Source organism: Streptomyces sp. CB01635, assembly GCF_002803065.1.
Taxonomy (GTDB): Bacteria; Actinomycetota; Actinomycetes; order Streptomycetales; family Streptomycetaceae; genus Streptomyces.
In genome coordinates, this window is sequence record NZ_NNBL01000037.1 from 12,069 (window position 1) to 35,883 (window position 23,815).

The 23,815-nt window shown below is 72.1% G+C and carries 24 protein-coding genes; 10 read left to right on the forward strand and 14 right to left on the reverse strand.

The genetic code is table 11. The annotated features are described in order from the left end of the window. Positions 1 to 39: 39 nt before the first annotated feature. Together CG723_RS41845 and CG723_RS41850 are read left to right on the forward strand one after the other, a co-directional pair. Positions 40 to 426, forward strand: a complete 387-nt coding sequence (locus CG723_RS41845) for a VOC family protein (protein WP_100598794.1) — start codon at positions 40 to 42, stop codon at positions 424 to 426. A 135-nt stretch (positions 427 to 561) separates the two neighbouring features. Further along, a complete protein-coding gene (locus CG723_RS41850; protein WP_100598795.1) occupies positions 562 to 1,920 on the forward strand; it encodes an NAD(P)/FAD-dependent oxidoreductase in 1,359 nt (452 codons plus the stop codon). Between the two features lie 29 nt (positions 1,921 to 1,949). On the opposite strand, the gene CG723_RS41855 is transcribed toward CG723_RS41850, so the two are convergent. From CG723_RS41855 to CG723_RS41885, 7 genes are read right to left on the reverse strand one after another with little or no spacing between them, the layout of a single operon-like run. Further along, positions 1,950 to 4,286 carry a penicillin acylase family protein gene (locus CG723_RS41855; protein ID WP_100598796.1) on the reverse strand — a complete coding sequence of 779 codons (2,337 nt, stop codon included), beginning with the start codon at positions 4,284 to 4,286 and terminating at the stop codon, positions 1,950 to 1,952. Further along, entirely contained in the window at positions 4,283 to 4,525 is a 243-nt protein-coding gene (locus tag CG723_RS41860; protein WP_100598797.1) for a hypothetical protein, read from the reverse strand. Before CG723_RS41860 ends, CG723_RS41855 begins: the two co-directional genes overlap by 4 nt. Continuing rightward, positions 4,525 to 6,045, reverse strand: a complete 1,521-nt coding sequence (locus CG723_RS41865; protein WP_100598798.1) for a sodium:solute symporter family protein — start codon at positions 6,043 to 6,045, stop codon at positions 4,525 to 4,527. Before CG723_RS41865 ends, CG723_RS41860 begins: the two co-directional genes overlap by 1 nt. Further along, on the reverse strand, positions 6,042 to 6,389 hold the full coding sequence (locus CG723_RS48385; RefSeq protein WP_100598799.1) for a DUF3311 domain-containing protein: 348 nt from the start codon (positions 6,387 to 6,389) through the stop codon (positions 6,042 to 6,044). The genes CG723_RS41865 and CG723_RS48385 overlap by 4 nt, the downstream gene beginning before the upstream one ends. Before the next feature lie 32 nt (positions 6,390 to 6,421). Further along, positions 6,422 to 7,210: an SDR family NAD(P)-dependent oxidoreductase gene (locus tag CG723_RS41875; RefSeq protein ID WP_100598800.1), complete on the reverse strand. Its 789-nt coding sequence runs from the start codon at positions 7,208 to 7,210 to the stop codon at positions 6,422 to 6,424. 37 nt (positions 7,211 to 7,247) lie between these two features. Further along, positions 7,248 to 8,696, reverse strand: coding sequence for an aldehyde dehydrogenase family protein (locus CG723_RS41880; protein ID WP_100598801.1), 1,449 nt, complete (start codon positions 8,694 to 8,696; stop codon positions 7,248 to 7,250). Continuing rightward, positions 8,693 to 9,928: a M20 family metallopeptidase gene (locus CG723_RS41885; RefSeq protein WP_100598802.1), complete on the reverse strand. Its 1,236-nt coding sequence runs from the start codon at positions 9,926 to 9,928 to the stop codon at positions 8,693 to 8,695. The genes CG723_RS41880 and CG723_RS41885 overlap by 4 nt, the downstream gene beginning before the upstream one ends. A 143-nt stretch (positions 9,929 to 10,071) precedes the next feature. Between CG723_RS41885 and CG723_RS41890 the strand changes: the two genes are divergently transcribed. After that, positions 10,072 to 10,851, forward strand: coding sequence for a FadR/GntR family transcriptional regulator (locus tag CG723_RS41890; protein ID WP_100598803.1), 780 nt, complete (start codon positions 10,072 to 10,074; stop codon positions 10,849 to 10,851). An 89-nt stretch (positions 10,852 to 10,940) separates the two neighbouring features. Here CG723_RS41890 and CG723_RS41895 read toward each other — a convergent pair whose 3' ends face one another. From CG723_RS41895 to CG723_RS41905, 3 genes are all read right to left on the reverse strand, one after another. Then, complete coding sequence (locus tag CG723_RS41895) at positions 10,941 to 11,231, reverse strand: DUF305 domain-containing protein (RefSeq protein ID WP_100598804.1); 291 nt, start codon at positions 11,229 to 11,231, stop codon at positions 10,941 to 10,943. A 111-nt stretch (positions 11,232 to 11,342) separates the two neighbouring features. Beyond that, positions 11,343 to 11,870, reverse strand: coding sequence for a MarR family winged helix-turn-helix transcriptional regulator (locus CG723_RS41900; RefSeq protein WP_100598805.1), 528 nt, complete (start codon positions 11,868 to 11,870; stop codon positions 11,343 to 11,345). After that, positions 11,867 to 13,606, reverse strand: coding sequence for an FUSC family protein (locus tag CG723_RS41905; RefSeq protein ID WP_100598806.1), 1,740 nt, complete (start codon positions 13,604 to 13,606; stop codon positions 11,867 to 11,869). The genes CG723_RS41900 and CG723_RS41905 overlap by 4 nt, the downstream gene beginning before the upstream one ends. Positions 13,607 to 13,811: 205 nt before the next feature. On the opposite strand from CG723_RS41905, the gene CG723_RS41910 reads away from it, so the two are divergent. From CG723_RS41910 to CG723_RS41920, 3 genes are all read left to right on the forward strand, one after another. Then, entirely contained in the window at positions 13,812 to 14,363 is a 552-nt protein-coding gene (locus tag CG723_RS41910; protein WP_100598807.1) for a DUF5134 domain-containing protein, read from the forward strand. A gap of 199 nt (positions 14,364 to 14,562) precedes the next feature. Beyond that, the gene (locus CG723_RS41915) at positions 14,563 to 15,498 is read left to right on the forward strand and encodes a M56 family metallopeptidase (RefSeq protein WP_100598808.1); all 936 of its coding nucleotides are present in this window, start codon (positions 14,563 to 14,565) and stop codon (positions 15,496 to 15,498) included. A 73-nt stretch (positions 15,499 to 15,571) separates the two neighbouring features. Then, positions 15,572 to 16,246 carry a phosphatase PAP2 family protein gene (locus tag CG723_RS41920; protein ID WP_100598809.1) on the forward strand — a complete coding sequence of 225 codons (675 nt, stop codon included), beginning with the start codon at positions 15,572 to 15,574 and terminating at the stop codon, positions 16,244 to 16,246. A 46-nt stretch (positions 16,247 to 16,292) separates the two neighbouring features. On the opposite strand, the gene CG723_RS41925 is transcribed toward CG723_RS41920, so the two are convergent. Next, entirely contained in the window at positions 16,293 to 16,538 is a 246-nt protein-coding gene (locus CG723_RS41925) for a DUF2630 family protein (RefSeq protein ID WP_100598810.1), read from the reverse strand. A gap of 29 nt (positions 16,539 to 16,567) precedes the next feature. After that, positions 16,568 to 17,152 (reverse strand): GNAT family N-acetyltransferase, encoded by a 585-nt coding sequence (locus CG723_RS41930; RefSeq protein ID WP_100598811.1) that lies wholly within the window; start codon positions 17,150 to 17,152, stop codon positions 16,568 to 16,570. A 291-nt stretch (positions 17,153 to 17,443) separates the two neighbouring features. Between CG723_RS41930 and CG723_RS41935 the strand changes: the two genes are divergently transcribed. After that, on the forward strand, positions 17,444 to 18,124 hold the full coding sequence (locus CG723_RS41935; RefSeq protein ID WP_100598812.1) for a TetR/AcrR family transcriptional regulator: 681 nt from the start codon (positions 17,444 to 17,446) through the stop codon (positions 18,122 to 18,124). On the opposite strand, the gene CG723_RS41940 is transcribed toward CG723_RS41935, so the two are convergent. Then, positions 18,112 to 19,614: an LVIVD repeat-containing protein gene (locus CG723_RS41940; RefSeq protein WP_100598813.1), complete on the reverse strand. Its 1,503-nt coding sequence runs from the start codon at positions 19,612 to 19,614 to the stop codon at positions 18,112 to 18,114. The two genes, CG723_RS41935 and CG723_RS41940, sit on opposite strands and share 13 nt — an antisense overlap. 116 nt (positions 19,615 to 19,730) lie before the next feature. Between CG723_RS41940 and CG723_RS41945 the strand changes: the two genes are divergently transcribed. The 3 genes from CG723_RS41945 to CG723_RS41955 all read left to right on the forward strand — a co-directional run bounded on the left by CG723_RS41945 (position 19,731) and on the right by CG723_RS41955 (position 23,395). Then, positions 19,731 to 20,375, forward strand: a complete 645-nt coding sequence (locus CG723_RS41945) for a DUF305 domain-containing protein (protein WP_234374816.1) — start codon at positions 19,731 to 19,733, stop codon at positions 20,373 to 20,375. 95 nt (positions 20,376 to 20,470) lie between these two features. Beyond that, positions 20,471 to 21,820: an FAD-dependent oxidoreductase gene (locus tag CG723_RS41950; protein ID WP_100598815.1), complete on the forward strand. Its 1,350-nt coding sequence runs from the start codon at positions 20,471 to 20,473 to the stop codon at positions 21,818 to 21,820. A 180-nt stretch (positions 21,821 to 22,000) separates the two neighbouring features. Beyond that, entirely contained in the window at positions 22,001 to 23,395 is a 1,395-nt protein-coding gene (locus tag CG723_RS41955; RefSeq protein ID WP_100598816.1) for a nucleobase:cation symporter-2 family protein, read from the forward strand. Here CG723_RS41955 and CG723_RS41960 read toward each other — a convergent pair. Further along, positions 23,318 to 23,677 (reverse strand): ArsR/SmtB family transcription factor, encoded by a 360-nt coding sequence (locus CG723_RS41960; RefSeq protein ID WP_100598817.1) that lies wholly within the window; start codon positions 23,675 to 23,677, stop codon positions 23,318 to 23,320. The two genes, CG723_RS41955 and CG723_RS41960, sit on opposite strands and share 78 nt — an antisense overlap. Between the last annotated feature and the right edge of the window lie 138 nt (positions 23,678 to 23,815).

Here is a 23,815-nt window from a genome sequence, read left to right on the forward strand (position 1 = left end):
GCCGTCGAGCCTAACGCCGAGCCTCTACGCTGCGTTCGCATGGTTCACGTACTGAGCAGCAGGACGCTTCTTCGCCCCACCGATCCCGAGCGGTCGCGGGCTTTCTACGGTGGGGCGCTCGGTCTCGCCGTGTACCGGGAGTTCGGGACGGGGCCCGAGCGCGGGACCGTCTACTTCCTCGGGGGCGGCTTCCTGGAGGTGTCCGGCCGGTCGGAGGCGCCGCCGTCGCCCGGGCTCCAGCTGTGGCTCCAGGTCTCGGACGCGGCGGCCGCGCACGAGGAGCTGGCGGCGCGCGGCGTCGAGGTGCTCCGGCCGCCGGTCAAGGAGCCGTGGGGGCTCATCGAGATGTGGATCTCGGACCCGGACGGCGTGCGCATCGTGATCACCGAGGTACCCGAGGACCATCCGTTGCGCTACCGGCCTTGAGGAGCGGGTTCCGGGGTACGGGAGCGGAAGGACCCGTTCAGCGTGCGCGGCACCCGCGCGCGGAAGAGTATGGGCGGGATGGCCGCAGACCGGCCCCTTCGCGTCCGGATGAGCCCGACCCTGGAGAGACATCACATGGCAGCTCCTCGGATCCTGATCGTCGGCGGCGGATTCGCCGGCATGGAGTGCGCGCACAAGCTGGAGAAGATCCTCAAGCCGGGCGAGGCGCAGCTGAGGCTGGTCAGTCCGTTCGACCATCAGCTGTACCTGCCGCTGCTCCCCCAAGTCGCCTCGGGCGTGCTCACTCCGCAGTCGGTCGCGGTGCCGCTGCGCCGCATGCTGCGGCACACCGGCATCGTGCCGGGCGGCGCGGTGGGCGTGGACCCGGAGGCGAAGGCCGTCGTCGTACGGAAGATCAACGGCGAGACGGTGGTGGAGCGCTACGACTACCTGGTCCTGACGCCGGGCAGCGTCACGCGGCAGTTCGACATCCCCGGTGTGGACCAGTACGCGGTCGGTGTGAAGACGCTGGCGGAGGCGGCCTGGATCCGCGACCACGTCATCTCGCAGCTCGACCTGGCCGCGGCCAGCACCGACCCCGCCGAGCGGGAGGCGCGGCTGCAGTTCGTGGTGGTGGGCGGCGGGTACGCCGGTACGGAGACGGCCGCCTATCTGCAGCGCCTGACCACCGCCGCCGCCAAGCGCCTCCGGGGGCTCGACCCGGCGCAGATCAAGTGGCATCTCGTCGACATCGCCCCCAAGTTGATGCCCGAGCTCGGCGACCGGCTCGGCGAGAAGGCCCTGTCGATCGTGGAGCGGCGCGGGCTGCATGTGTCGCTCGGAGTGTCCGTGGCGAAGGCGACCGAGGACACGGTGACGCTCACGGACGGCCGTGTACTGCCGTGCCGCACGCTGATCTGGACGGCGGGTGTCGCCCCGAGCCCGCTGATCGCGACGCTCAGCGCGGAGACGAACCGGGGCCGGCTCGTCGTGGAGCCGGATCTGACGGTTCCGGGGCTCGACGGTGTGTTTGCGCTCGGTGACGCGGCCGCCGTGCCGGACCTGGAGAAGGGCGCCGACGCGACCTGCCCGCCGACCGCCCAGCACGCCATGCGGCAGGGCTGGGCGGCCGCGAAGAACGTGGCGGCCGCGCTGCACGGACAGCCGCTGAAGCCGTACCGGCACAAGGACCTGGGGCTCGTGGTGGACCTGGGCGGCGTTCAGGCCGTGTCCAAGCCGTTGGGTGTGCAGCTGACCGGGCTGCCCGCCCAGGTCGTCGCCCGGGCCTACCACCTGGGCGCGCTGCGCACCGGGACGGCCCGCTTCCGCACGGCGGCGAACTGGGGGCTCAACGCCGTCGCCGGCGACGACTTCGTGCGGACGGGGTTCCAGGCGGAGCGGCCCGCGACGCTGAAGGACTTCGAGAAGACGGACGCGTATCTGACGCCGGAGGAAGTGCACGCGATGGTGACGGCGCATGTCGAGCGCCAGTGACAGGGCTGGGCCAGGGCCAGTGACGTGGACTACCTCCCGTTCGGGTCCTGAGTGGTGGCCGGCGCGGGCGGTCGCAGGGTGATCGTCCGCGTCGTGTGCTTCTCCACCTGCCCGCGGGTGTAGAGGAGCGGGAAGGAGCTGTCGGCGGCCCAGGTGGCGAAGAGGTCGCTGTAGTGCTCGCTGTCCGGATTCCCGGACTGGCCCGGTGAGTTCATGGCCACCGAGTCGTCCCAGGAGCCGACGTCGACGACCAGGCGGAACGTGGCGCCCGTCGTCTGGCGGAAGTCGGGTCCGTACGGCGCGACGCCCACCGTGTCACCGCTGCCGCCGCGCGGGGCGGGACCGACCGACGCCCACGGCGGCTGCGGTCCCTCGTGGAGGGCGGTCACCGGGTGGAACACGCGGGCGTGGTGGAGCGCGCCCCAGGTCCATGCGGCCGGGTCGGGTCCGAGGAGGGCGGAGAGGTCGGCGACGGCGGCGGTCAGAGTGGCGAGCAGGGTGCCCGGGTCGAGGGTGGTCTCCGCGCCGGTGAGCAGGTCCAGATCGACGCGGGGGTCGGAGGTCGGGTCGTCGGGCGGCAGGATCCGGGCGAGGGCCGCAGCGCGTTCGGCGTCGGGGGCGACTTGTTGCAGTGCCTTGCCGAAGACGGCGGGGCGCAGATGGCGGCGGTACCAGATCTCGAAGAGCGCGGCGGCCGCCGAATCCGCCGTGACGTCGGCGTCCCAGTGCCGCAGCAGGCCGATGGCCCACGCCGTCAGTTCGTCGTCGCCGGCCAGGTCGGCGAGCAGCGGCAGGATGCGGCGCGCGGGCAGGCTGACCGCGTCTGTCTGGAGCCGTACACAGTCCTCGACGGTCCAGTCCGTGCGCGCGTCGAGCTCTTCGGCGATGCGGTGGTGGCGGGTGGGGGCGTACCAGTCGTACGTGACCGTGTCGCGGTCGTTCGGGTAGCCGGGCGGCAGGTTCATCTGGTTGGCGGTGGCGAACCAGCCCTGGTCCGGGTCGCGTTCGGCGGGCAGCGCGTCGGCGTCGAGGAAGCCGTCCCATTCGTAGCGGCCGTCGCCGGGCACGGGCAGGGTGCCGTCCCAGTTCGGGCGGACCGGGACGCGGCCCGCGGGGCGCCAGCCGACGGTGCCGTCGGGCGCGGCGTACACCTGGTTCTCGCCGGGCGCGCCCCAGCGGCGCAGGGCGGCGAGGAACGCGTCGGGGCCTTCGGCCCGCATGTAGCCGGTGCTGCCGAGGTAGGGCGCCATGCCGGGGCCGAGCCAGGCGGCTCGCACGGCGAACGCGGCGTCGCGCGTGGGGTGTTCGTGGATGACGGGGCCGTGCCGGGTGAACCACAGCTCGGCCTCGACCGGCTCCCCGTCCTTGACCGGGATGGTCTCGGTGACGCGGGTCATGGTTTCCCAGCGGCCTTTATAGCGGTAGGCGCGGGGGTTGTCGGGGTCGGTCTCGTAGACGTACAGGTCCTCCTGGTCGATCGGGAAGATCGTGAAGCCGAAGGCAATGTTCCCGTTGTGGCCGATGGAGAGGCCGGGCAGGGCGGGTTCGCCCGCGCCGATGACGTCGATGCCGGGTGCGGCCAGGTGCGCGATGTAGCGCAGGGCGGGCAGGGTGACCGCGCGGTGCGGGTCGTTGGCGAGGATGGGGCGGCCGGTGACGGTCCGGGACGGCGCGAGCACCCAGTTGTTGGAGCCGTCGATGCCCTGGAGGGCGGCGGCGTCGGGCCAGGGCGGGACCGTCGCGAGGTCGTACACGCGCAGCACGTCGTCCGGGATGGCGCTCAGATCGAGGCCCTCGGGGACGGTGAGGTGGTGCGGGGCGGGTTCGCGGCGGCGGCGCAAGTCTTCGACGCCGGTGCCGTGGTCGCGCAGGGTGAAGGCGCGGTCGACCTCGTCGCGGAGGTTGTACTGGAGGCCGTGACTGCGGATCCGGGCGACGTCCGAGGGCTCCCAGAATGCCGGCTCGTAGCCCAACGTTGCGAATTCCGGCGGGAGTTGGGCGGGGTCGCGGCGGCACAGGGACACGTAGGCGTTGATGCCGTTCACGAACGCCGTGGTGATCTGTTCAGTGTCCTCGCCGTACGCGCTCCACTCCTCGGCCATGTCGCCGCGATACAGGAACAGGCGGGCGGCGCGGTCGTGTTCGACGTACCGCAGGCCGAACACCTCGGACAGGAGGCCGAGTCCGCGGCGGCGCCACAGGTCCAGCTGGAAGAGGCGGTCGCGGGCCGCGTTGAAGCCCTGCGCCAGGAACAGGTCGTCCTGGGAGCCGGCGTAGAGATGGGGGACGCCCCACTGGTCGACGAGGATCTCCACGGGTCCGGCGAGGCCGGGTATCTCGAAGTCGTTCACTGCTCGCGAGTTCACCGGTACGTCTCCCCCGTCGCCGCGGACACCTGGGCGCCGCTCTCCGCTTCCGCCGTGCCCGGCGTGAGGATCCGCAGCGCCTCGGGCGCGCCGGGGAATCGGTCCTGCAGGGCGGCGACGGTGCCGGTGGCGCGGATCCGGTCATCGGCTGTGGCGATCGTCTCGGGCTCGGGGCCGGCGCCGTTCCGGCTGCCGGTGTGGGCGGCGCGGTGGAGGACGGGTGCGGTCTCGTCGATCATCAGGACTCCTTCGCCGCGGCCGCCGAGGCGGCCGGGACAGTGGGCCGTCGCGGGGCGGGGGCGCTCGGGGCCGGTGTCACGCGGGTGACCGCGAACGTCACCACCAGGTTCGCGGCCAGCGCGATGATGCCGCCGTTGACCCCGTGCCACGGGTCGTTGTCAGTGGCCCACAGCCCCGTCATCACGGCGAGCCCGACGAGCATGCCGGAGATCCCGGCGCGGGCGGTCATTCGCCGCCAGAACAGGGAGAGCAGTACGACGGGCACGAGCTGGGCCAGGCCCTCGTAGGACAGGACGGACAGCTGGACGAGCGTGTTGGGGTAGAAGAGGCTGCCGCCGAGCGCGACCAGGCCCGCGAGGACGCAGACCGCCTGCGAGCGGCGCTTGGTGCGCAGGTCGTGGTCGTCGGTGACGGCCGGCCGCGGGCGGCGCGGGTCGGCGCCGTTGCCGCCGCCGAGGACGGTCTTTCCCCACAGGGTGCCGATGGACAGCATGAAGACGCTCATCGGCACGATCGCCGACAGGGCGCCCGCGACGCCGATGACCGCCACGACGGGCGACGGCAGCGAGTCGGTGACCAGCTTGAACAGGGCGAGGTCGGGGTTGCCCAGGCCCGGCAGCACGAACAGCGCGGTGGCGCCGACCATCATCGGTACGAACAGGAGCAGCTGGTACCACGGCAGCAGCAGGGCGTTGCGCCGCAGCGTGTTGGGGCTCTTCGCGCTGAGGTAGCCGGCCACGGTGGTCGGGAAGATGGTGATGGTGACGGCGTTGAGGACGACGGTGCTCAGGAACCAGGCGGCGTTGCGCCCGCCGGACACGTGTCCGGGGAAGGTGAGCCACTCGGGCTTCTCGGTGACCATGCGCTGCATGAAGTCGGAGACTCCGCCGAGGTAGTGCATGGGGATGTAGACCGCGAGGAAGACGACCGCGAGGATCACGAGTACGTCCTTGAGGGCGCTCACCCAGGCGGAGCCGCGCAGCCCCGACACGAGGATGAACACCTCGGCGACGACGAACGAGATGACGGCGGCGACGTGCAGGTCGACGCTCCCGTACGTCATCGCGTTGACGACGACGCCCATGCCCTGGATCTGCACCTGGATGTACGGCACGAGGAACACGGTCCCGACGACGGCGACGAGAATCCCCAACGGCCGTGAGCGGAAGCGGAATTCGGCGATATCGGCGATCGAGATGAGACTGTGCCGGGAGGCGTACGTCCACAGGGCGGGGCCCACTATGTAGGCGACGGCGAAGCCTACTGTGAGATAGGCGACGAGGTAGAGGATCGGGGCGCCGAAGGAGTACGACCAGCCGGCGGTCCCCAGGAACGAGAAGCTGGTGTACGTCTCGCCGGCCATCAGGAGCCAGATGAACATCACGCCGAGGCCGCGGCTGGACACCGACCACTCGGCGAGGCCCTTGGACCGGCCGCGCGCGCTGAGCAGGCCGATCAGGATGGTGGCGACCATGGCCAGGCCGAACACGGTCGTCGCGACGGCTGCGGAGCCGCTCATCGGGTGCCTCCCTCGTCGACGGGGACGGGTTCGACGGCGCCGGTGCGGTACGCCGGGTCGAAGCGGGCGACCAGCCAGATGGCGACGGGGCTGACGACCGTGGCGGCGATGACCCAGGCCAGCAGGAACGGGACACCCAGGATGCGGGGTTCGATGCGGTTGGCGACGAAGGGCGCGGCGCCGTAGAGGACGACGGGCACGAGCAGCATCCAGAGGGAGCGGCGGGACTGGCCGCCGAGGGTGGGGAGTCCTTCGAGGGGGTCGGGCTCCGGGGAGTCGAGGAGGTCGGCCTCGCGCGGGTCCGGCTCCGGGGAGCGGCTGGCGGCCTCGTCTGTGGGGGACATGAACTTCCTTGAGGGGGAAGGGTGGCGGATGTTCAGAGCGCGGGGTCGTAGCGGCCGTCGACCGCGGTCCAGCCGCCGTCGACGGTCAGGACGCTGCCGGTGACGTACGTCGACGCGTCGGAGACCAAGTACGCGACGGCACCGGCGAGTTCGTCGGCGCGAGCCCAGCGCCTGAGCGCGGAGGCCTGGGCGTAGGCGTCGTACCAGGCGGGGTCCGCGGCGATCTGGTCGGTGAGCGGGGTGCGGACGACGCCGGGGGCGACGGCGTTGAACCGCACGCCCCGTGGGCCCCATTCGGCGGCGGCGGTGCGCAGGAACTGGATGAGGCCGGCCTTCGACGCGGCGTACACGCTCTGGCCCGCCTCCACCTGGAATGCCCGCATGGAGGCGAAGCCGACGACGCTGCCGCGGCCGCGCTCCGCCATGCCGGGGGCGAAGGTCTGGACGAGGCTGACATAGGCCCGCAGGTTCAGGGCGATGACGCGGTCGAACTCGTCGAGCGTGTAGTCGGCGATACGTTTGCGGACGTTGGCGCCGACGGTGACGACGAGCGCGTCGAGGGGGCCCCACACGTCGGCGGCGGCGCGGATCGCCTCGGGGTCGAGGACATCGAGGGCGTAGGCGGACGCGGTGCCGGACCGGACCGCGTCCGCGCCGGCCAGGGCGACGGTCTGCTCGGCGCCCTTCTCGTCCCGGTCGGCGACCAGGACGTCGGCGCCCTGGGCGACGAGCGCGCGGACGGCCTCACGGCCGATGCCGCCCGCACCGCCGACGACCGCGACGCGCCTGCCGTCGAGCCGGAACAGATTCGCGTAGTCCATGAAGTTCTGCTGCCTTTCTGTCTGCTGAGGTGATCCGTCAGGGGCGGATGACGGCCATCCGCGTGACCGTCAGCTCCTCGATGGCGAACCGTGGCCCCTCGCGTCCGGTGCCGGAGTCCTTGACGCCTCCGTACGGGGCGATGTCGCTGCGGTAGCCGGGGACTTCGTTGATGACGACGCCGCCGACGTCGAGCGCGTCGACCGCGCGGAAGGCGGCGCCGAGGTCGCGGGTGTAGACCGCGGCGTGCAGCCCGTACCGGCTCGCGTTGACCAGGTCGTACGCGGCATCGAGGTCGGGGACGGCGCGCAGGCACACGACGGGGCCGAACACCTCCTCGTCCCAGGCGGGTTCGCCGTCGGGGACGTCCGCGAGCAGGGTCGGGGCGAGGCACCTCGTGCCGGTGCGCACCCCGCCCGCGACGACCCGGGCACCGGCCGCCCTGGCCCGGCCGATCCAGTCCAGGACGCGCTCGGTGGCCGCTTCGTCGATGAGCGCGGAGACCCGGGTGCCGGCGTCGCGCGGGTCGCCGACCACGACGTCGGGCAGCCGTTCGGCGATCTTCTTCTCCAGGGCGCCGGCGATCTCCTCGACGGCGATGACCCGCTGGACCGAGATGCACGCCTGCCCGGACGCGTAGTAGCCGCCGCGGGCCACGGCGTCGGCGGCCGCGTCGAGGTCGGCGTCCGCCGCGACGACGAGCGCCGCGTTGGAGCCGAGTTCGAGGACGACCTTGCGGGGCGCCGCGTCGCGCGCGATGCGGTGCCCGACCGTGGCGGAGCCGGTGAAAGAGACCGCCGCGACGTCGGGATGCGTGGTGAGGGTGCGGCCCACCTCGGTGTCGCCGGTCACGAGCTGGACCGCTCCGGGCGGCGCGCCGGCCGCGGCGAGGCGCTCGCGGACGAGGTGGGTGAGCCAGAGGGTGGCGAGCGGGGTCGCCGGTGCGGGCTTCACGATCACTGGACAGCCTGCGGCGAGTGCCGGTGCGATCTTGTGGGAGGCGAGGAGTACGGGGTAGTTGAAGCCGGCGATGCCGACGACGACCCCGATGGGCCTGCGCATCCAGAACCCGAACATGCCGTCGCCGGAGGCCTGGAGGTCCAGCGGAACGGTCTCGCCGTGCAGGTGGGCCACCTCGTCGGCGGCGGCCCGCCAGGTCGCGGCGGCGCGCTGCATCTCGATGTCGCAGTCGACTCGCGGCTTCCCGGTCTCCAGGACGAGCAGCTCCGCCATCCGGGACGCGACGCCTTCCAGGTCGGCCGCGACACCGGCGAGCACGTCCCGCCGCACCCGCGCAGAGAGGGCCGCGACCTCCTTGCGGCGCCCGGCGGCGTGCTCGACGGCGCGCCGCGCGACGTCCACGTCGCCGACGGGCGCCGAAGCGAACTCGCTCCCGTCGTAAGGGAAGACGACGGGCTGTTGCGAAGGCGCGGGAACCCAGGTGTCCCCGACCGGCAGGCCCGTGGGCGCTTCTCGCTGATACGTCATCGCTCCGCACCCCCGTCCGTACGGGCGGTGAGGAAGGCTTGCGCGGCGGCCGCGTACACGCGCGTGTACTCGGCGATCTCGCGCACCTCGACGTACTCGTCGGCCTGGTGCGCGATCCATTTGCCGCCGGGGCCGTAGACGACGGTGGCGAGACCGGCGTCGCGGGTCAGGATCGTGCCGTCGGTGGTGCCGGGCACGGCTCCGAACGGTGGTGCCTCGCCGTGCACCTGGCGGTGTGCGTCCACGAGCGCGGTGACCACGGGGTGGTCCTCGGGGATCTCGATGGCGGGCCGGTCGTCGACGACGGTGACCTCGACGGACACCCCCACTCCGGAGGCCGCCCGCTGCGCGAACTCCTTGACACGCTCGATGAGTTCGGCATGGTCGGTGCCCGGGACGGTCCGTACGTCGATGCCGACGACGCCGTGCGCGGGGATCACGTTGAGCTGGTCGGGGTCGCCGCCGAGCAGCACGGTCGGGGTGACGGTGACGCGGCCCGCGTGCGGATGCTCGCCGTAGCGCTCCTCGGCCCACTCCTGCACGGCGGCGAGCGCCTCGACGATGCGGGCGCCGGCGACGATCGGGCTTCTGCCCTCCTGCGGCATGGCACCGTGGGCCATCACGCCGTGCAGGTCGAGACGGAGGCGGATCCCGCCGCGCGCCGAGGTGCACACCTCGTAGCCCTCGGGCTCGCAGACGATGACGCCGTCCACCTCGCGGGCGAGCGGTGACGCGGCGAACGCCTTCGCGCCGAGCATCAGCCCCTCCTCGTCGCAGAGCACGCCGACGACGATCCGGCCGGGGAAGGGCCCGGCCAGCTGAAGGGCTCGGACCCCGTAGATCATGGCGGCGACACCGGACTTCATGTCGGCCGAGCCGCGGCCCCAGAGCTTTCCGTCGCGGATCTCGGCGCCGTACGGATCGACGGTCCAGTCGGCCGTGTCGCCCTCGGTGACGACATCGATGTGCCCCTCGAACATCAGCGTGGGGCCGTCCCCGCCGCCGCCCTCGACCACCGCGACGGTGTTGGGCCGCCCGGGGACGACCTCCACCACCTCGTACTTCCACCCGAACTCCGTGAAGAGCCGCTGGAGGAGGTCGGCCGCGGGGCGCTCCACCTCGGTGGCTCCCGCGGCGTTGACGGTGCGCAGCCGGACGAGTTCCTGGGTGAGGGCGACCGCGGCCGCGGCGTCGGTCACGGGCACGGGCAGGGCTGTTGGGCGGGAACGCATCGCACCTCCAAGTCGGGGCGGCCACGAGGCCAGTCGACTGGTCAGACCAGTTGATTTCCCGTACTCTGCCCCCACGTTCACGCCCGGGTCAATGGCCGGATCATGGATTCACTCCGGCGCAACGGCCCGACACGGAGAGGCACATGGCGCCCGACGACGATCTCTTCCAGCCGGTGAAGCCGGTCCGCGCCTATCAGCGGGTGGCCCAGCAGATCGAGGAGCGCATCCTCAGCGGCGACCTGCCGCCCGGCTCCCGGCTCCCGGCGGAGCGCGAACTCGTCGTGCGCTTCGACGTCGGCCGCTCGACGGTTCGCGAGGCGCTGCGCGTGCTCCAGTCGGCGGGCCTGATCCGCTCACGCCCGGGCGACCCGCTGGGCGCCGAGGTCCTCGGTGTCTCCCCGGACAACCTCAGCCAGGCCCTGAGCCGCCTGACCCGTTCCCGTATCGCCTCGCTCGGCGAACTGGTGCAGTTCCGCATGGTGCTCGACGCGGAGAGCAACCGCCTCGCCGCGCGCCTGCACACCCCCGACGACCTGGCCCGCATGCGGGAGCAGATCGACCGGATGGAGCGCCTCGGCGAGTCGTCGACGGGAAACCTGCACGCCTTCAGCGAGGCGGACGCCCTCTTCCACCGGGCCATCGCCGAGGCGAGCGGCAACTCGCTGCTCGGCCTGTGCGCCCGCGCGGTGCACGAGGCGGTGGTCGGGGTCATCGAGGAGAAGATCGCGGGCGCCACGGACGCCGCCGCCTGGATGGAGCGCTCGATCACCCACCACCGGCAGGTGCTCGACGCGATCAGCTCGGGCGACGCGCCGCGCGCGGCCCGGCTCGGCCGCGAGGCGCTGTACGAGTACTACGCCGACCATGTGGAGCCGGAGACGCGGCGGTTGCTCGCGGCGGCCGTGGAGGATCCTTCGGAGTAGCGACTGACGCGGGCCGCCGCTGGAGACCTTCAGCCCGGAGCAATGACTACCACGGGCCACCGCTCGAGACCTTCAGCCCGGAGCAACGACTACCACGGGCCACCGCCGGAGGCCTTCAGGAGGGACTCCATCAGCGCGATCTCGGCCTGCTGGCCCGCGACCATGGTGCGGGCCAGGCGTTCGACGGCTACCGGGGCCCCGTGTCCCGCGACGGCCCTCGCCATGTGCACTCCCCCGCGGTGATGCGCGATCATCAGCCACAGGAAGACCTCGTCGGCCCGCTTCCCGCGCGCGCCGCGCAGGGTGTCCAGCTCAGCGCGGCTCGCCGTGCCGGGCATCAGGACGCCCTCCCTGCGGTTCTCCGCGCTGGGTGGTGGCATGCCTGTCTCGTCGCCGCACGTGAGGAGGAGCGGAGCCGGCTCAACGCGAGTCAGGGAGGTCGTATCAAGACGTTCGAGTGAAATCCCAAGCCATTGTGAAAAGGGCCGGGATCAGGCGCGCGGACCACCCGGACGGCCTTCGAGCTGACCGAGCAACTCGCCCAGCAGCACACTGAGTTGACCCTGCCCGGCGCCGCCGAGGCCGGAAAGGACCGTTTTCTCGTACGCGAGCTGGTCGGGCAGCAGCGCGTCGACGAGGTCGCGGCCGGCGTCGGTCAGGCTGAGGTGGGAGACGCGCCGGTCGCGGGTGTCGCCGCGCCGGCCGACCAGACCGCGCTCCTGGAGCTGTTTGAGCCGCTTGGTGACGGCGGCGCCCGAGGAGAACGTCTCCCGGGAGAGGTCACCCGGGGTGAGTTCGTGGCCGGTACGGCGCAGCGCGCCGAGCAGGTCGAACTCGGCGCGGGTCAGCCCGGCGCGGCGCAGCGGGGCGTCCTCGGCCTGCTGGAGGAGGGCGGCGCAGCGGTTGATCCGCCCGATGACCTCCATGGGCCCGGTGTCGATGTCGGGGTGGACGGTCTGCCACTGCTGCACCACTGCTGCGACGGTGTCGTCCGCCGCCCTGCCGTTCCGTGTCGTCATGCTCGCGTGTTCTCCCGGGCGTCGGTGCCGCCCCTGTGCTCGTCTGCGTTCTCGGGGTTCCGGACGGTCCACGGCGTCGCGCGTCGGACCGTCGCCGCGAGCGTACGGTGTCCGGCCTGCTCAGCGGTGACCACACGCTCCTCGGGCAGGGCGCGCTGCCACCATTCGCCCGCCGCGGTGTCGTCGGCGGCGCGCAGCTCGACGAGGGCTGCGGCGAGCCTGCGGCGCGCGGTCTCCAGGGCACCGGGCTCAGGACGCGGGGAGGCGAGGGTGCGCTCCGCGGCCTCCCGGGCACGGCCGGTCGCTTCGAGGGCCAGCTCGATGTGGTCGGCGGCGCGCCGGTTGGTGACGATCACGGCGGCGACGATGCCGAGCAGCGCCCCGACAAGGGTGTCCACGACCCGGTCCGTGATGAGCTCGCCGGCCTCCTGCGTCCTGGCGAACTCGGTGATCAGCAGCGCCATGGGGGTCACGCAGACGCTGCCGAGCCAGTAGTTGCGGGAGATGAACGCCTCGGCGCCGAAGCTGAAGAGGAGGCAGAACAGGACGACGAAGATCTGGCCGGCGTGGGCGAGGGGCACCACGGCGGCGAAGACGAGCACTCCGGCGAGATTACCGGCCACGCGCTGCACGGTGCGGTTCCAGGTGAGGGTGACGTTGGCCTGGTAGAGCGAGGCCGCGGTGACCAGGGCCCAGTACGGGCGGCCGATACCGAGTGCGAGGGACCCGTATCCGGCGAGGGCGCAGCCGACGGCGGTGCGCAGGGCGACCGGCAGGAGAGGCGAGCCGGGGGCGAGCCTGCGCCACAACGACGGCTTGCCGAAGGCGAGTTCGGCCTCGACGCCGAGGACTTCGTCGTCGACTTCATGGGCGTGCGCGTGGCTGATGCGCGGGACGGGGCCCGTGCCGCTCAGGCCTGCGGCCCAGTCGCGCAGGAGTGCGGGGTCGGTGTCGGCGGGGGCGGCGAGAGCGACCTCGGCGCGCACGACCAGGCGCTCCAGAGCGCGGCGGGCGGCGCCGCGGTCGCCGGTGGCGAGGAGGGACTGCCAGGCGGCGTGGACGGCCGCGGCAGCACCGGCCCTGGCCCGCTCGCGCGCACCGCCCTCGGCGCTCACGTACGCGGCGGCGGCGTTCAGGGCGCGAGCGGTGGCGCGCCGCTCCGGGCCGTGCGGCCGCACGAGGGCGGGGGCCATGCCGACGAGCCAGGCCACGGCGCCCGCACCGGCGGTCAGGGCGAGGTGGCCGGGTATCTGCCCCAGGTACTGCGGTGCGAAGAGGCTGGCGGAGCTGATGAACGTAAGGATCAGATGGCCGGGCGGGCCGATGCGGGTCGCGTCGCACAGGGTCTTCTGGGCGGCTGCGAGAAGAGCGCCGACCGCCACGAGCACGGCCGCCGAAGAGGTGAGCGAGGCGGTGAACAGGGCCACGGCGAGGCTCGCGAGCATGCCGAGGACGACCCAGGCGAGGGCCCGGGCACGCGCCGCGTACGGCAGGTTGTGCGCGTAGAGCGCGCACAGCGACCCGGCCATCGTGTACATCGCGAGGTCGAGGCGGCCGAGGGCGAGCAGCGTCAGATTCGGCACCGCCGCGGACACGACGACGCTCGTCGCGGGCTTGAACCAGATGTCGGACGGCTTGTTGAGGCGCAGCACCCCCGCGAGCGGGAGCCGACGGATCTGCCGGGGCCTGGACGGGGGTGGTGTGGGGGTCGGTGTGGGGGTTTCTGCGCTGCTCATACAGAGAAGTTTAGCAAGTGTTTTACCTGAAAACTTTTCCATGAGCCCGCGCCCGGGCACCGACAGGCCCAGGAGGCCGACCGCGCAACCCGCGCACGGTGGCATCGCCGAACGCGCCCAGTGCTCCCCTGCGCTCGATTGCGCCCCGCCGTGCACGGGCATCTCGTCCCCGACGCGGTACGGCGTCCGACTGGGGGAGGTTCGCGTGCACGGACCGGGCTCGGCCGCCTGGCTGCTCGTCGCGGTGTGCGCGGCGACGGGGGCGTACTGCCTGCTGCGGATGCGCAGCAGGGTCGAGGAGCAGCGCCGCACGGCGGGCGGCGAGGCCCTCATGGGGTTCGGCATGGCGCTCATGGCGATACCCGCCGCGGTGGTCACGCCGCTGCCCGCCGCCTGGACGGTGTACGCGGCCGTGTTCGGGGCCGCGGCACTGCGCGCGCTGTGGGCGGCGCGTTCGAGCGCGCACCATCTGCACCACCTGGTGGGCGCGTTCGCCATGGCGTACATGGCGGTGGCGATGGACGCGGCACCGGGCGGGCACGCAGGTCACGCAGCGGCGGGCGCACCGCTGGTGACCGGTCTCCTCCTGCTCTATTTCGCGGGGTACGTGCTGTGGTCGGGGGCTCGGCTGGTGCCGGTGGCGACGGCCACGGGGGGCGGCCCGCCGGTGTCCGGGTGGGGCGACCGCCCGGAGCTGGCACGGGCCTGCCGGCTATCGATGGGCATCGGAATGGTCGCGATGCTGCTGACCATGTAGACGCGCACGACATGTCGACCCTGCAGATGACCCTGCAGACGCGCAGGCCGGGGCCGTTGAGGTGCCGCAGCGAGCCCGTACGGACAGGGATCCCGGGAAACTGCTCCATTGCGGACAACTGCCCGCTCAAAACCGTGGCGTACGTCACTTGACGCGACAGCCCGTACCCTCCGGTAGCCCCGGCTCATAGGCTGAGGCCATGACGGTCCCCGTAGCACTGCTGCTGCTCGGCACCCTCGCCGCTGTCCTCGCCCCACGCCTTCTCGCGCGGGCCGAGTGGCCGGAGCGCGAGCCGGTGGTTGCCCTGTGGGTGTGGCAGTGCGTGGTGGCCGGCGTCCTCCTGTGCTGCGCGCTCTCGATGACGCTGAGCGCGGCCGCCGCCTGGCAGGCCGTCCGCGGCCATGTGTTCGCGTCCGCCCCGCATGCCGTCGTCGACGCGTACGCGCTCCGGGCGGCCGGCGGATGGGCGGCGACGCTGGCCGTGACGCTCGCACTCGGCGGGCTGTGGACCGCGGCGATGCTCGCCCGGGAGATCTTCCGCTCGGGGGCCGGGCGCAGGCAGCGGCGCGCCGAACTCCTGGTGCGTTCCCCGCTGTTGCCGGGCGAGGAGCCGGGCAGCGACCGACTCGTGGTCCTCGAAGGTGAGCGCCCCGACGCCTGGTGGCTGCCGGGCGCCGCGCCCCAACTGGTCGTCACGACGGCCGCCTTGCGCCGCCTCAAGGGCCGTCAGCTGGACGCGGTCCTCGCGCACGAGATGGGCCACGCGCAGTGGCGGCACGACTGGCTGCTGCACTGCTCGGGTGCGCTGGCCACGGGCTTCCCGCAGGTTCCGGTCTTCGCCGCGTTCCGCGACGAGATGCACCGGCTCGTCGAACTGGCTGCCGACGACATGGCGTCGCGCCGCTTCGGACGGCTGACCATCGCCCTCGCCCTGGTCGAACTCAACGAGGACCGCGGGGTGTTCGGCCCCTGCCCCACACCGCAGGCCCATGTGCCGCAGCGCGTGCACCGGTTGCTGACCCCGCCGCGGCGGCTCACCCCGGCCCGGCGTCTGCGCCTGACCGCCGCGGCAGCCCTCGTACCGGTGGTGCCGCTCCTGGTGACGTTCGTGCCGGGCCTGCGCGCGCTGGGCTGACCGACGACCCGAGCCGGACGCGCCCGCTCCGCATGATGGCCACCGGCCCCGTCCATGGGTGAGGATCTTCCCCATGCACCCGGCATCGGTCGACTCCCCGTCCCGCCCCCGGCATCCGCGGCCCGCACGCGCGACGGCGGTGCTCGCCGCCCTCAGCGCGCTGCTGCTGATCGCGGTGGCGATGCGCTGGGAACCGCTGATGACGCTGGACGGCGATCTGGCGCGCACCGTCCACCCCTGGGCCGTCGACAATCCGGGACTGACGCAGGTGAACCGGGTTCTGACGGACTGGTTCTGGGACCCGTGGACGATGCGCGCCCTGTGCGCCGTGGTCGTCGTCTGGCTTGTATGGCGCCGTAACGCCTGGTGGCTCGCGCTATGGGTGGTGGCTACATGTGCGGTGGGCACACTGATCCAGCAGGGTCTGAAGGCGGCCGTCGGCCGTGACCGCCCGGTGTGGACCGACCCCGTGGACTCCGCGCACTACGCGGCCTTCCCCTCCGGGCACGCGATGACGGCGACGGTGGTGTGGGGGCTGGTCCTCTGGCTCCTGCGCCGCTACGGCGCGGGCCGCGTCCTGTGGCGCACGGCCTGCGCGCTCGCGGTGGTGTCAGTTGTCGGCGTGGGCCTCACGCGGGTGTGGCTCGGCGTGCACTGGCCCTCGGACGTACTCGGCGGCTGGCTGCTCGGGGCACTGACGGTGACCGTGTCGGTGACGGCGTACGAGCGGCTCGCAGCGAGCAGGTGACCCGCCAGGGCAAGACCGTCACGACTGAGCCGTCACGACTGAGCCGTCACGACTGATAGCCCTCGACCTGCGACTCGGGCCTGGCCCTCGCCTCGTCGGGGTTCTCGCCGAACTCCGTCTTGGCCCGGCGCTGGCGCAGCAGGTCCCAGCACTGGTCGAGTTCGCGTTCCACGGCGGCAAGGCGCTCGTGCTCGGTCGCCCCGTCGATCTCACCGGAGGCGAGCGACGCGCGGAGCCGCTTCTCGTCGTCGACCATCGCCGTGATCCGGGCCAGGATCTGCTCTTGATCCATGTCGGTACGCCTCCTAGGTGGCCTGTCCGTCACCCCTGGCCCACTGTAGGGAGGGTTCGCGCGGTGTGCGATCCGGCTCCGGTGGGCGCCCAGTACCGCAGCACCCCGTCGTCGTCGCCCGAGTCGTCCCGTACGCCACCGCAGGCCTCGATGACGCGGCGGGAGGCGGCGTTGTCCGTGTCGCACGTGATCAGCGCCGGATCGACGCCCAGGCGCGCGGCGAGCGGGAGGGCGGCGCGGAGCATCGCCGTGGCGTGTCCGCGGCCGCGGGCGCCGGGCCGTACGTCGTAGCCGATGTGCCCGTCGCGCAGCCAGGCCTCGGTGAGGCGGTGGCGGATCGCGAGGCGGCCGAGGTAGGCGTTCCCGTCGACGTACCAGAGGGTCGTGCACTCGACGTCGTACTGCAGGATGCTGCGCGGTCCGTGGGTGAGCCGCATGCGGGCGACGTATTGCGCGAAGACCGCCGGGTCCTGCCAGGTGTCTCCGTACGCGCGCAGGCTGAGCCCCGCGGTGGAGTCGTCGTCGGGCCCGCCAGCGCCATCGGCGCGGGCCTCGTCCATGGCGGCGAGGAAGGAGGCGTGGACGCGGACGTCGGGAGCGATCAGCTGCGGCATCGGGCCAGTGTGCCCGGGAGGCGTCCGCCGCGGTGGGGATTTCCGGCGCCGGCGGCCGTACCGGAAACCCCTGCCGGAATCCCGTATCCCGCACCGGAAACCCGTACCGGGCCGGTGTCCGGACGGCGCCGACGCCGTCCGGACACCGGCCCGGCAGGTCCAGGTGTATCCGACGATCCCCCGCGTCGCCGGATACACCCGGGAGCCCTGGCCAAAGGTTCCGGAAAGGGCCCTCTGGCAGGGACGTGCTGAGTATACTGGCTGTGAGCCAGTCAACGCAGGAGTTACAGGATGTCCCCGCGCAGCGCATCGGTCAACGAGGAGTTGCGACGGCGATCCCGCGAGCGGCTTTTGCAGGCGACGGTCGAGCTCGTCGGGGAGCGCGGGTACGACGCGACGACCCTCGGCGACATCGCGGACCGCGCCGGTTCGGCGCGAGGCCTGGTGTCGTACTACTTCCCCGGCAAGCGGCAGCTGCTCCAGTCCGCGGTGCACCGCCTCATGCACCGGACGCTGGAGGCGGCCCTGGAGCGCGAGCCGCACACCGAGGACGGGCCGGAGCGCCTCGCGCGGGCCGTCGACGCGATCCTCGGCCTGGCCGTCGACCACCCCGTCCTGATGCGGACGCACATGGCGGGGATCCTCCAGGCCGAGGGCTTCGTGCAGTGCCCCGAGCAGCAACGGCTCGCCGAGCTGCTGCGCGACACGGTCCTGCGGACCGGCTCGCTCAGCGTCGACCGCGACTATCCGCTGCTGCGCTCCCAGCTGATGGGTGCCGTGTTCGCGGCGCTGGTCCCGGGGGCGCCGATGCCGCTGCCGACCCTGCGGGCGGAGCTGTTCGCCCGGTACGGGCTCGCGTGGGAGCTCGGAACCCCGCCGGACGACGCGGCGCCCGGCGGGAGAAGCCCGGAGAGCGCTCCGAACTTCTCCCAGTACTTCGAGCCGGGGCGTCCCGGGTCTCAGTCGAAGTAGTCCGGCTGCGTCTGGACGTTCAGCTCGCCCATTCGGACCCGCTCGGCCGGGTCCGTGCGCCGGTCACTGAGCTTCAGGACGTCGAAGCCCTTGGCGATGTCGTTCGAGTAGATGTAGCCGTTGTAGTAGTACGCGGACCAGGCACCGCCCACCTGAAGGGTGTCCGTGGTGAGCGGACCGCGCTCGAAGTACCCGATCTCCTTCGGCTTCGAGGAGTCGGTGAAGTCCCAGACCGAGACGCCGCCCTGGTACCAGGCCTGGACCATGATGTCCTTGCCCTTGACGGGGATCAGCGAGCCGTTGTGGGCCACGCAGTTCTCGGTGTCCGCCTGGTGGCGGGGGATCTTGAAGTAGCTCTTGAAGACCAGCTTGCGGTGGTCGCCCTTGCCGACGACGGCGTAGATGCCGTCAGCACCGCGGTCCGGCCCGACGGCCTCGTTGCAGGTGGCCGCCCCGCCGCCGCCGAGCTCGTCCGTGAAGATGACCTTGTCGGCCTTCTGGTTGAACGTCGCCGAGTGCCAGAACGCGAAGTTGGTGTTGTCCTCTACCTGGTCGATGACCTTCGGGTTCTCGGGGTCCTTGATGGAGAACAGGATGCCGTCACCCATGCAGGCGCCGGCGGCCAGGTCCTTCGAGGGCAGGACCGTGATGTCGTGGCAGCCGGTGGTCTTGGAGACGCCCGGGTTGGTGGGTCCGCCCGGGTTGCCGCCGCCGTCCGGCCCCTCACCGGGGAACAGCACGGGGAAGTTCACCGTCGCGGCCTTCTCGGGTGCCTTGCGGGGCACCTTGATGACGGAGATCCCGTCGTGCGGCGGCTGGCAGTCCGGGAACGTCGCGCTCGGTGAGTACGAGGAGACGTACACGTAGACGTTCTTCTTCTCCGGGACCAGCGTGTGCGTGTGCGAGCCGCAGGCGGTCTCGACGGCGGCGACGTACTTCGGGTTCCTCTTGTCGCTGATGTCGAAGACCTTCATGCCCTCCCAGGAGGACTTCTCCGTGGCGGGCTGGGTGGTGCTGGCACAGGAGTTGTCGCTGCGCGAGGAGTCCGTCGACAGGAAGAGCAGGTCGCCGGAGACGGAGACGTCGTTCTGCGATCCGGGGCACAGGACCTGCGCGACGGTCTTCGGGGCCTTCGGGTTGCTGATGTCGAAGATGCGGAAGCCGTCGTAGTTGCCCGCGAAGGCGTACCTGCCCTGGAACGCGAGGTCCGAGTTGAAGCCGGGCAGCACGTCCTTGGGGATGTTGGTGAGATGTTCGATGTTGTCGGAGTGGACGACCTCGTCCTGGGCGGGTATGTCGCCGTTCGCGATCGCCGCCCGGGTGTCGGCCGCCGCGCTCTTCGAGAGCCGCTCGGACCTGGCCGGGGTGTCGCCCGGATCCGGGGTCGCTGCCGCCGGGCTCCCCATGAGCAGCGCGGCCAGCAGCCCGGCCGCGGTCGTGGCAACTCCCAGGCGTCTGCGTCGCGTTCGGGACGTGTCCAACAGGGTCACTGCTGTCTCCCTCGTCGAGGACTTCCCCGCATCCCCCGTTCACGCGGGAGCGGAGCACGGACCCCACGAGTATCGTCTTCATCATGCACAGATCAACAGATGGCAACGTACTCGTCATGAAAGTTGTTCTGCCGTTGACGGTCGCGGTGGCCGCGCTCGTGCTCGGCGGCTGTGACACCGCGCCGGACGACGGGGGCGCTGACACCAACTCCCGTGCGCGGCCCGGGCCTTCGGTGATAGCGCCGGGCAAGCCGGGCGAGGGCGCCGAGACGCTGTCGGCCGAGGACGCGCAGAAGCGCAGGCCGGACGACAGCCCCAACTCGGCCGACTTCAGTTACGCGCAGATGATGATCGCGCATCACACGCAGGCCCTGCAGATGACCGAACTTGCCCCGAAGCGGGCCGAGTCGGGCCAGGTCAAGCGCCTCGCGGAGCGCATCGCCGCGGCGCAGGGGCCCGAGGTCGGGGCCATGGAGGGCTGGCTCAACTCCCACGGCAGAGAGCGCGAGAGCGGCGGGCACCACGAGCACGGGGCGATGCCTGGGATGGCGACCGAGGCGCAGCTGAAGACCTTGCGCGCGGCGCACGGCGCGGCCTTCGACGAGCTCTTCCTGAAGCTGATGATCACGCACCATACCGGGGCGGTCACCATGGCGACGGACGTGCTGTCCGAGGGGAACAACGTCCAGGTCGAGGAGATGGCGAACGACGTGATCGCGCAGCAGACGGCCGAGATCGGGCGCATGCGGAAGATGTCCTGACGCCCGGCCGGTGAGCTCCGCGCGTTCCACACCCTCCCGGCCCGGCCCCCGTGGTGTCATGCTGGAAGTCCGTCGGCCTGCGGAAGGAGTCCGCCGTGCTGCGCGTCGCCGTTGTGGGGTCGGGGCCGAGCGGGGTGTACACCGCGCAGAGCCTGGTCCAGCAGGAGCGGGTACCGGACGTCCATGTGGACGTCCTCGACCGGCTCCCCTGCCCGTACGGCCTGGTGCGCTACGGCGTGGCACCGGACCACGAGAAGATCAAGTCGCTGCAGAACAATCTGCGCACGGTTCTGGAGCACGAGCGCGTCCGCTTCGTCGGCGGGGTCGAGATCGGCCCCGGCCTGCCGCCCGGCCGGCTCCTGGAGATGTACCACGCGGTCGTGTACTGCGTGGGCGCCGCCACCGACCGCCATCTGGGCGTACCGGGCGAGGACCTGCCGGGCAGCTGGTCGGCGACCGATTTCGTCTCCTGGTACAGCGCGCATCCGGACGCGGTGGCCGAGGGGTTCGTACGGGGTGTGGAGTCGGCCGTCGTCATCGGCGTGGGCAACGTCGCCGTGGACGTCACGCGGATCCTGGCCCGCGGCGCGGCCGAGCTGGCGCCCACCGACATGCCGCAGGCGGCGCTCGGCGCACTGGCCGACAGCCGCGTGCGGGACGTGTACATGGTGGGACGGCGCGGCCCTTCGCAGGCCCGGTTCACCACCAAGGAGCTGCGTGAGCTCGGCACGCTGCCCGGGGTCGAAGTGGTCGTGGATCCGGCCGAGTTGGCGCTCGATCCCGCCTACCTCGACCCGTCGGGGCTCCCGGCGGCGAACCGGCGGAACGTCGAGGTCCTGCGCGGCTGGGCCGAGCGCCCGTCGCCGGGTCTGCCCCGCCGCATCCATCTGCGCTTCTTCCAGCGGCCGTCGGCACTCCTGGAAGGGGCGGCGGGCCGGGTGTCGGGCGTACGGTTCGAGCACACCGCGCCGGACGGCTCGGGCGGCGTGAGCGGCACCGGCCGGTTCGACGACATCGACGCGCAGCTCGTCCTGCGCTCGGTCGGATACCGCGGAGTGCCCTTGGACGGGCTGCCGTTCGACGCGGCCACCGGGACCGTGCCGCATCGCGAGGGGCGCATCCTGCGGGCCGGTGAGGTCTCGCCCGGCGAGTATGTCGCGGGCTGGATCAAGCGCGGCCCGACGGGCGTGATCGGCACCAACCGCCCGTGCGCCAAGGAGACCGCGCAGTCACTGCTCGACGACGCCGCAGCGCTTGCCGCCGGGGACGTTCCGGATGACGCGCTCCCCGGCCTTCGCGCGGCGGGCTGTGCGGCCGTCGAGTGGCCCGGGTGGCTCGCGATCGAGCGCGCGGAGGCGGAGCTGGGCCGGTCCCTGGGGCGCGGCCCGGTGAAGATCCCGGACTGGGCGGGCCTGCTGGCGGCTGCCCGCGACGGGACGACGTAGCGTCTGAGCAGCGATATGCACTGTCGCGTGGCGCCCGGGAACGGCGACACATCCCGGCAACAGTCGTGAAATCAACAAAACGTTTAAGCCCCATACGGTCTCGTGCTGTCCGCCTCGTCCCTCGCACCCGCACCCGCATTCGCCTGCGCGTTCGCGTTCCGACAGCCCCCTGGAGTGCCCATGGCAGCCCCGGCCGCCCCACCGTCCGTACACCCCGTCGACGAGGTGCCGCCCGTGCGGCAGCTGGCCGTGTTCGGTTTGCAGCACGTGCTCGCCATGTACGCGGGCGCGGTGGCCGTGCCGCTGATCGTGGGCGGCGCGATGAAGCTGTCGCCCGCCGACCTCGCGTATCTCATCACCGCGGATCTGCTGGTGTGCGGCATCGCGACGCTGATCCAGTGCGTCGGGGTGTGGCGGTTCGGCGTCCGGCTGCCGATCGTGCAGGGCTGTACGTTCGCCGCGGTCTCGCCGATGGTGATCATCGGCACGACGGGCGGCGGGCTTCCCGCGATCTACGGGGCGGTGATCGTCGCCGGGCTCGCGATGATGCTGCTCGCGCCGGTCTTCGGCAGGCTGCTGCGCTTCTTCCCGCCGCTGGTCACCGGCACGGTCATCCTGATCATCGGTGTCTCGCTGCTGCCGGTGGCGGGCAACTGGGTCGCGGGCGGGGCGGGTTCGGAGAACTTCGGCGCCCCGAAGAACGTCGCGCTGGCCGCGTTCGTCCTCGTGGTGGTCCTGGCCGTGCAGCGGTTCGCGCCGCCGTCCCTGAGCCGCGTCGCGGTACTTGTCGGCATGGTCGTCGGGACGGCCGTCGCGGTGCCGACCGGTTTCACGGACTTCGGCGGTGTCGGTGACGCGCACTGGGTGGGTATCAGCACGCCGTTCCACTTCGGCACGCCGACGTTCCACGGCGCGGCGATCGTGTCGATGCTGATCGTGGCGCTGGTGACGATGACCGAGACGACGGGCGACTTCATCGCGGTGGGCGAGATGACGGGGCGGCCCGTCCAGCCGCGCTCGCTGGCGGACGGCCTGCGGGCGGACGGCTTCTCCACGGTCCTCGGCGGCGTGTTCAACACGTTCCCGTACACCGCGTTCGCGCAGAACGTCGGTCTTGTGGGCATGACGCGGGTGCGCAGCCGCTGGGTCGTCGCCACGGCCGGCGGGATCCTGGTGCTGCTCGGCCTGCTGCCCAAGCTGGGCGCGGTCGTCGCCGCCATCCCGGCGCCGGTGCTCGGCGGCGCGGGCCTGGTCATGTTCGGCACGGTCGCGGCGAGCGGTGTGCGGACGCTGGCCCGGGTCGACTTCGCCGGCAACCACAACCTGACGGTCGTCGCCGTGTCGGTCGCGGTGGGCGTGCTTCCTGTGGGTGTGCCCGGGATCTACGCGAAGTTCCCCGACTGGTTCCAGACGGTCATGACCAGCGGGATCAGCGCGGGCTGCATCACGGCGATCGTGCTCAACCTGCTGTTCAACCACCTTCCGGGAAGCGGGAGTTCAGCCTCCGAGCCGGCCGTCCTGCCGGGCGGCGGCCGCGAGAACGCTGTCGAGCAGCCCGGGGAAGAGCACCTCTAGATCGGCGCGGCGCAGCACGCTCATCTTGGCGGTGCCCCGGTACATCTGCCGGATCACGCCGCTCTCGCGCAGGACGCGGAAGTGGTGCGTGGTGGTCGACTTCGTGACAGGCAGGACGAAGTGCGAACAGGAGAGCTCCGCGTCCTCGCCCTCCTCGGCCGCCAGCTCCCGCACCACCCGCAGGCGCATCGGGTCGGCGAGCGCGTGCAGCACCGACTCCAGGCGGATCTCGTCACGCGTGGGGTGAGCAAGCGCCCTGCTGCTCGGTGCGGCGGTCGTCACGGCGGCTCCACTTCGTTCGGCCCGGTGTGCGGATGGGGGTGGCGGGTGCGTTCGGTTGCGTCAGGTCCATTGTACGAGACCTGTCGTAGTTTGACAGGTGCCGTACTACGATGCCTATCGTACGAGGACCCGCCACGC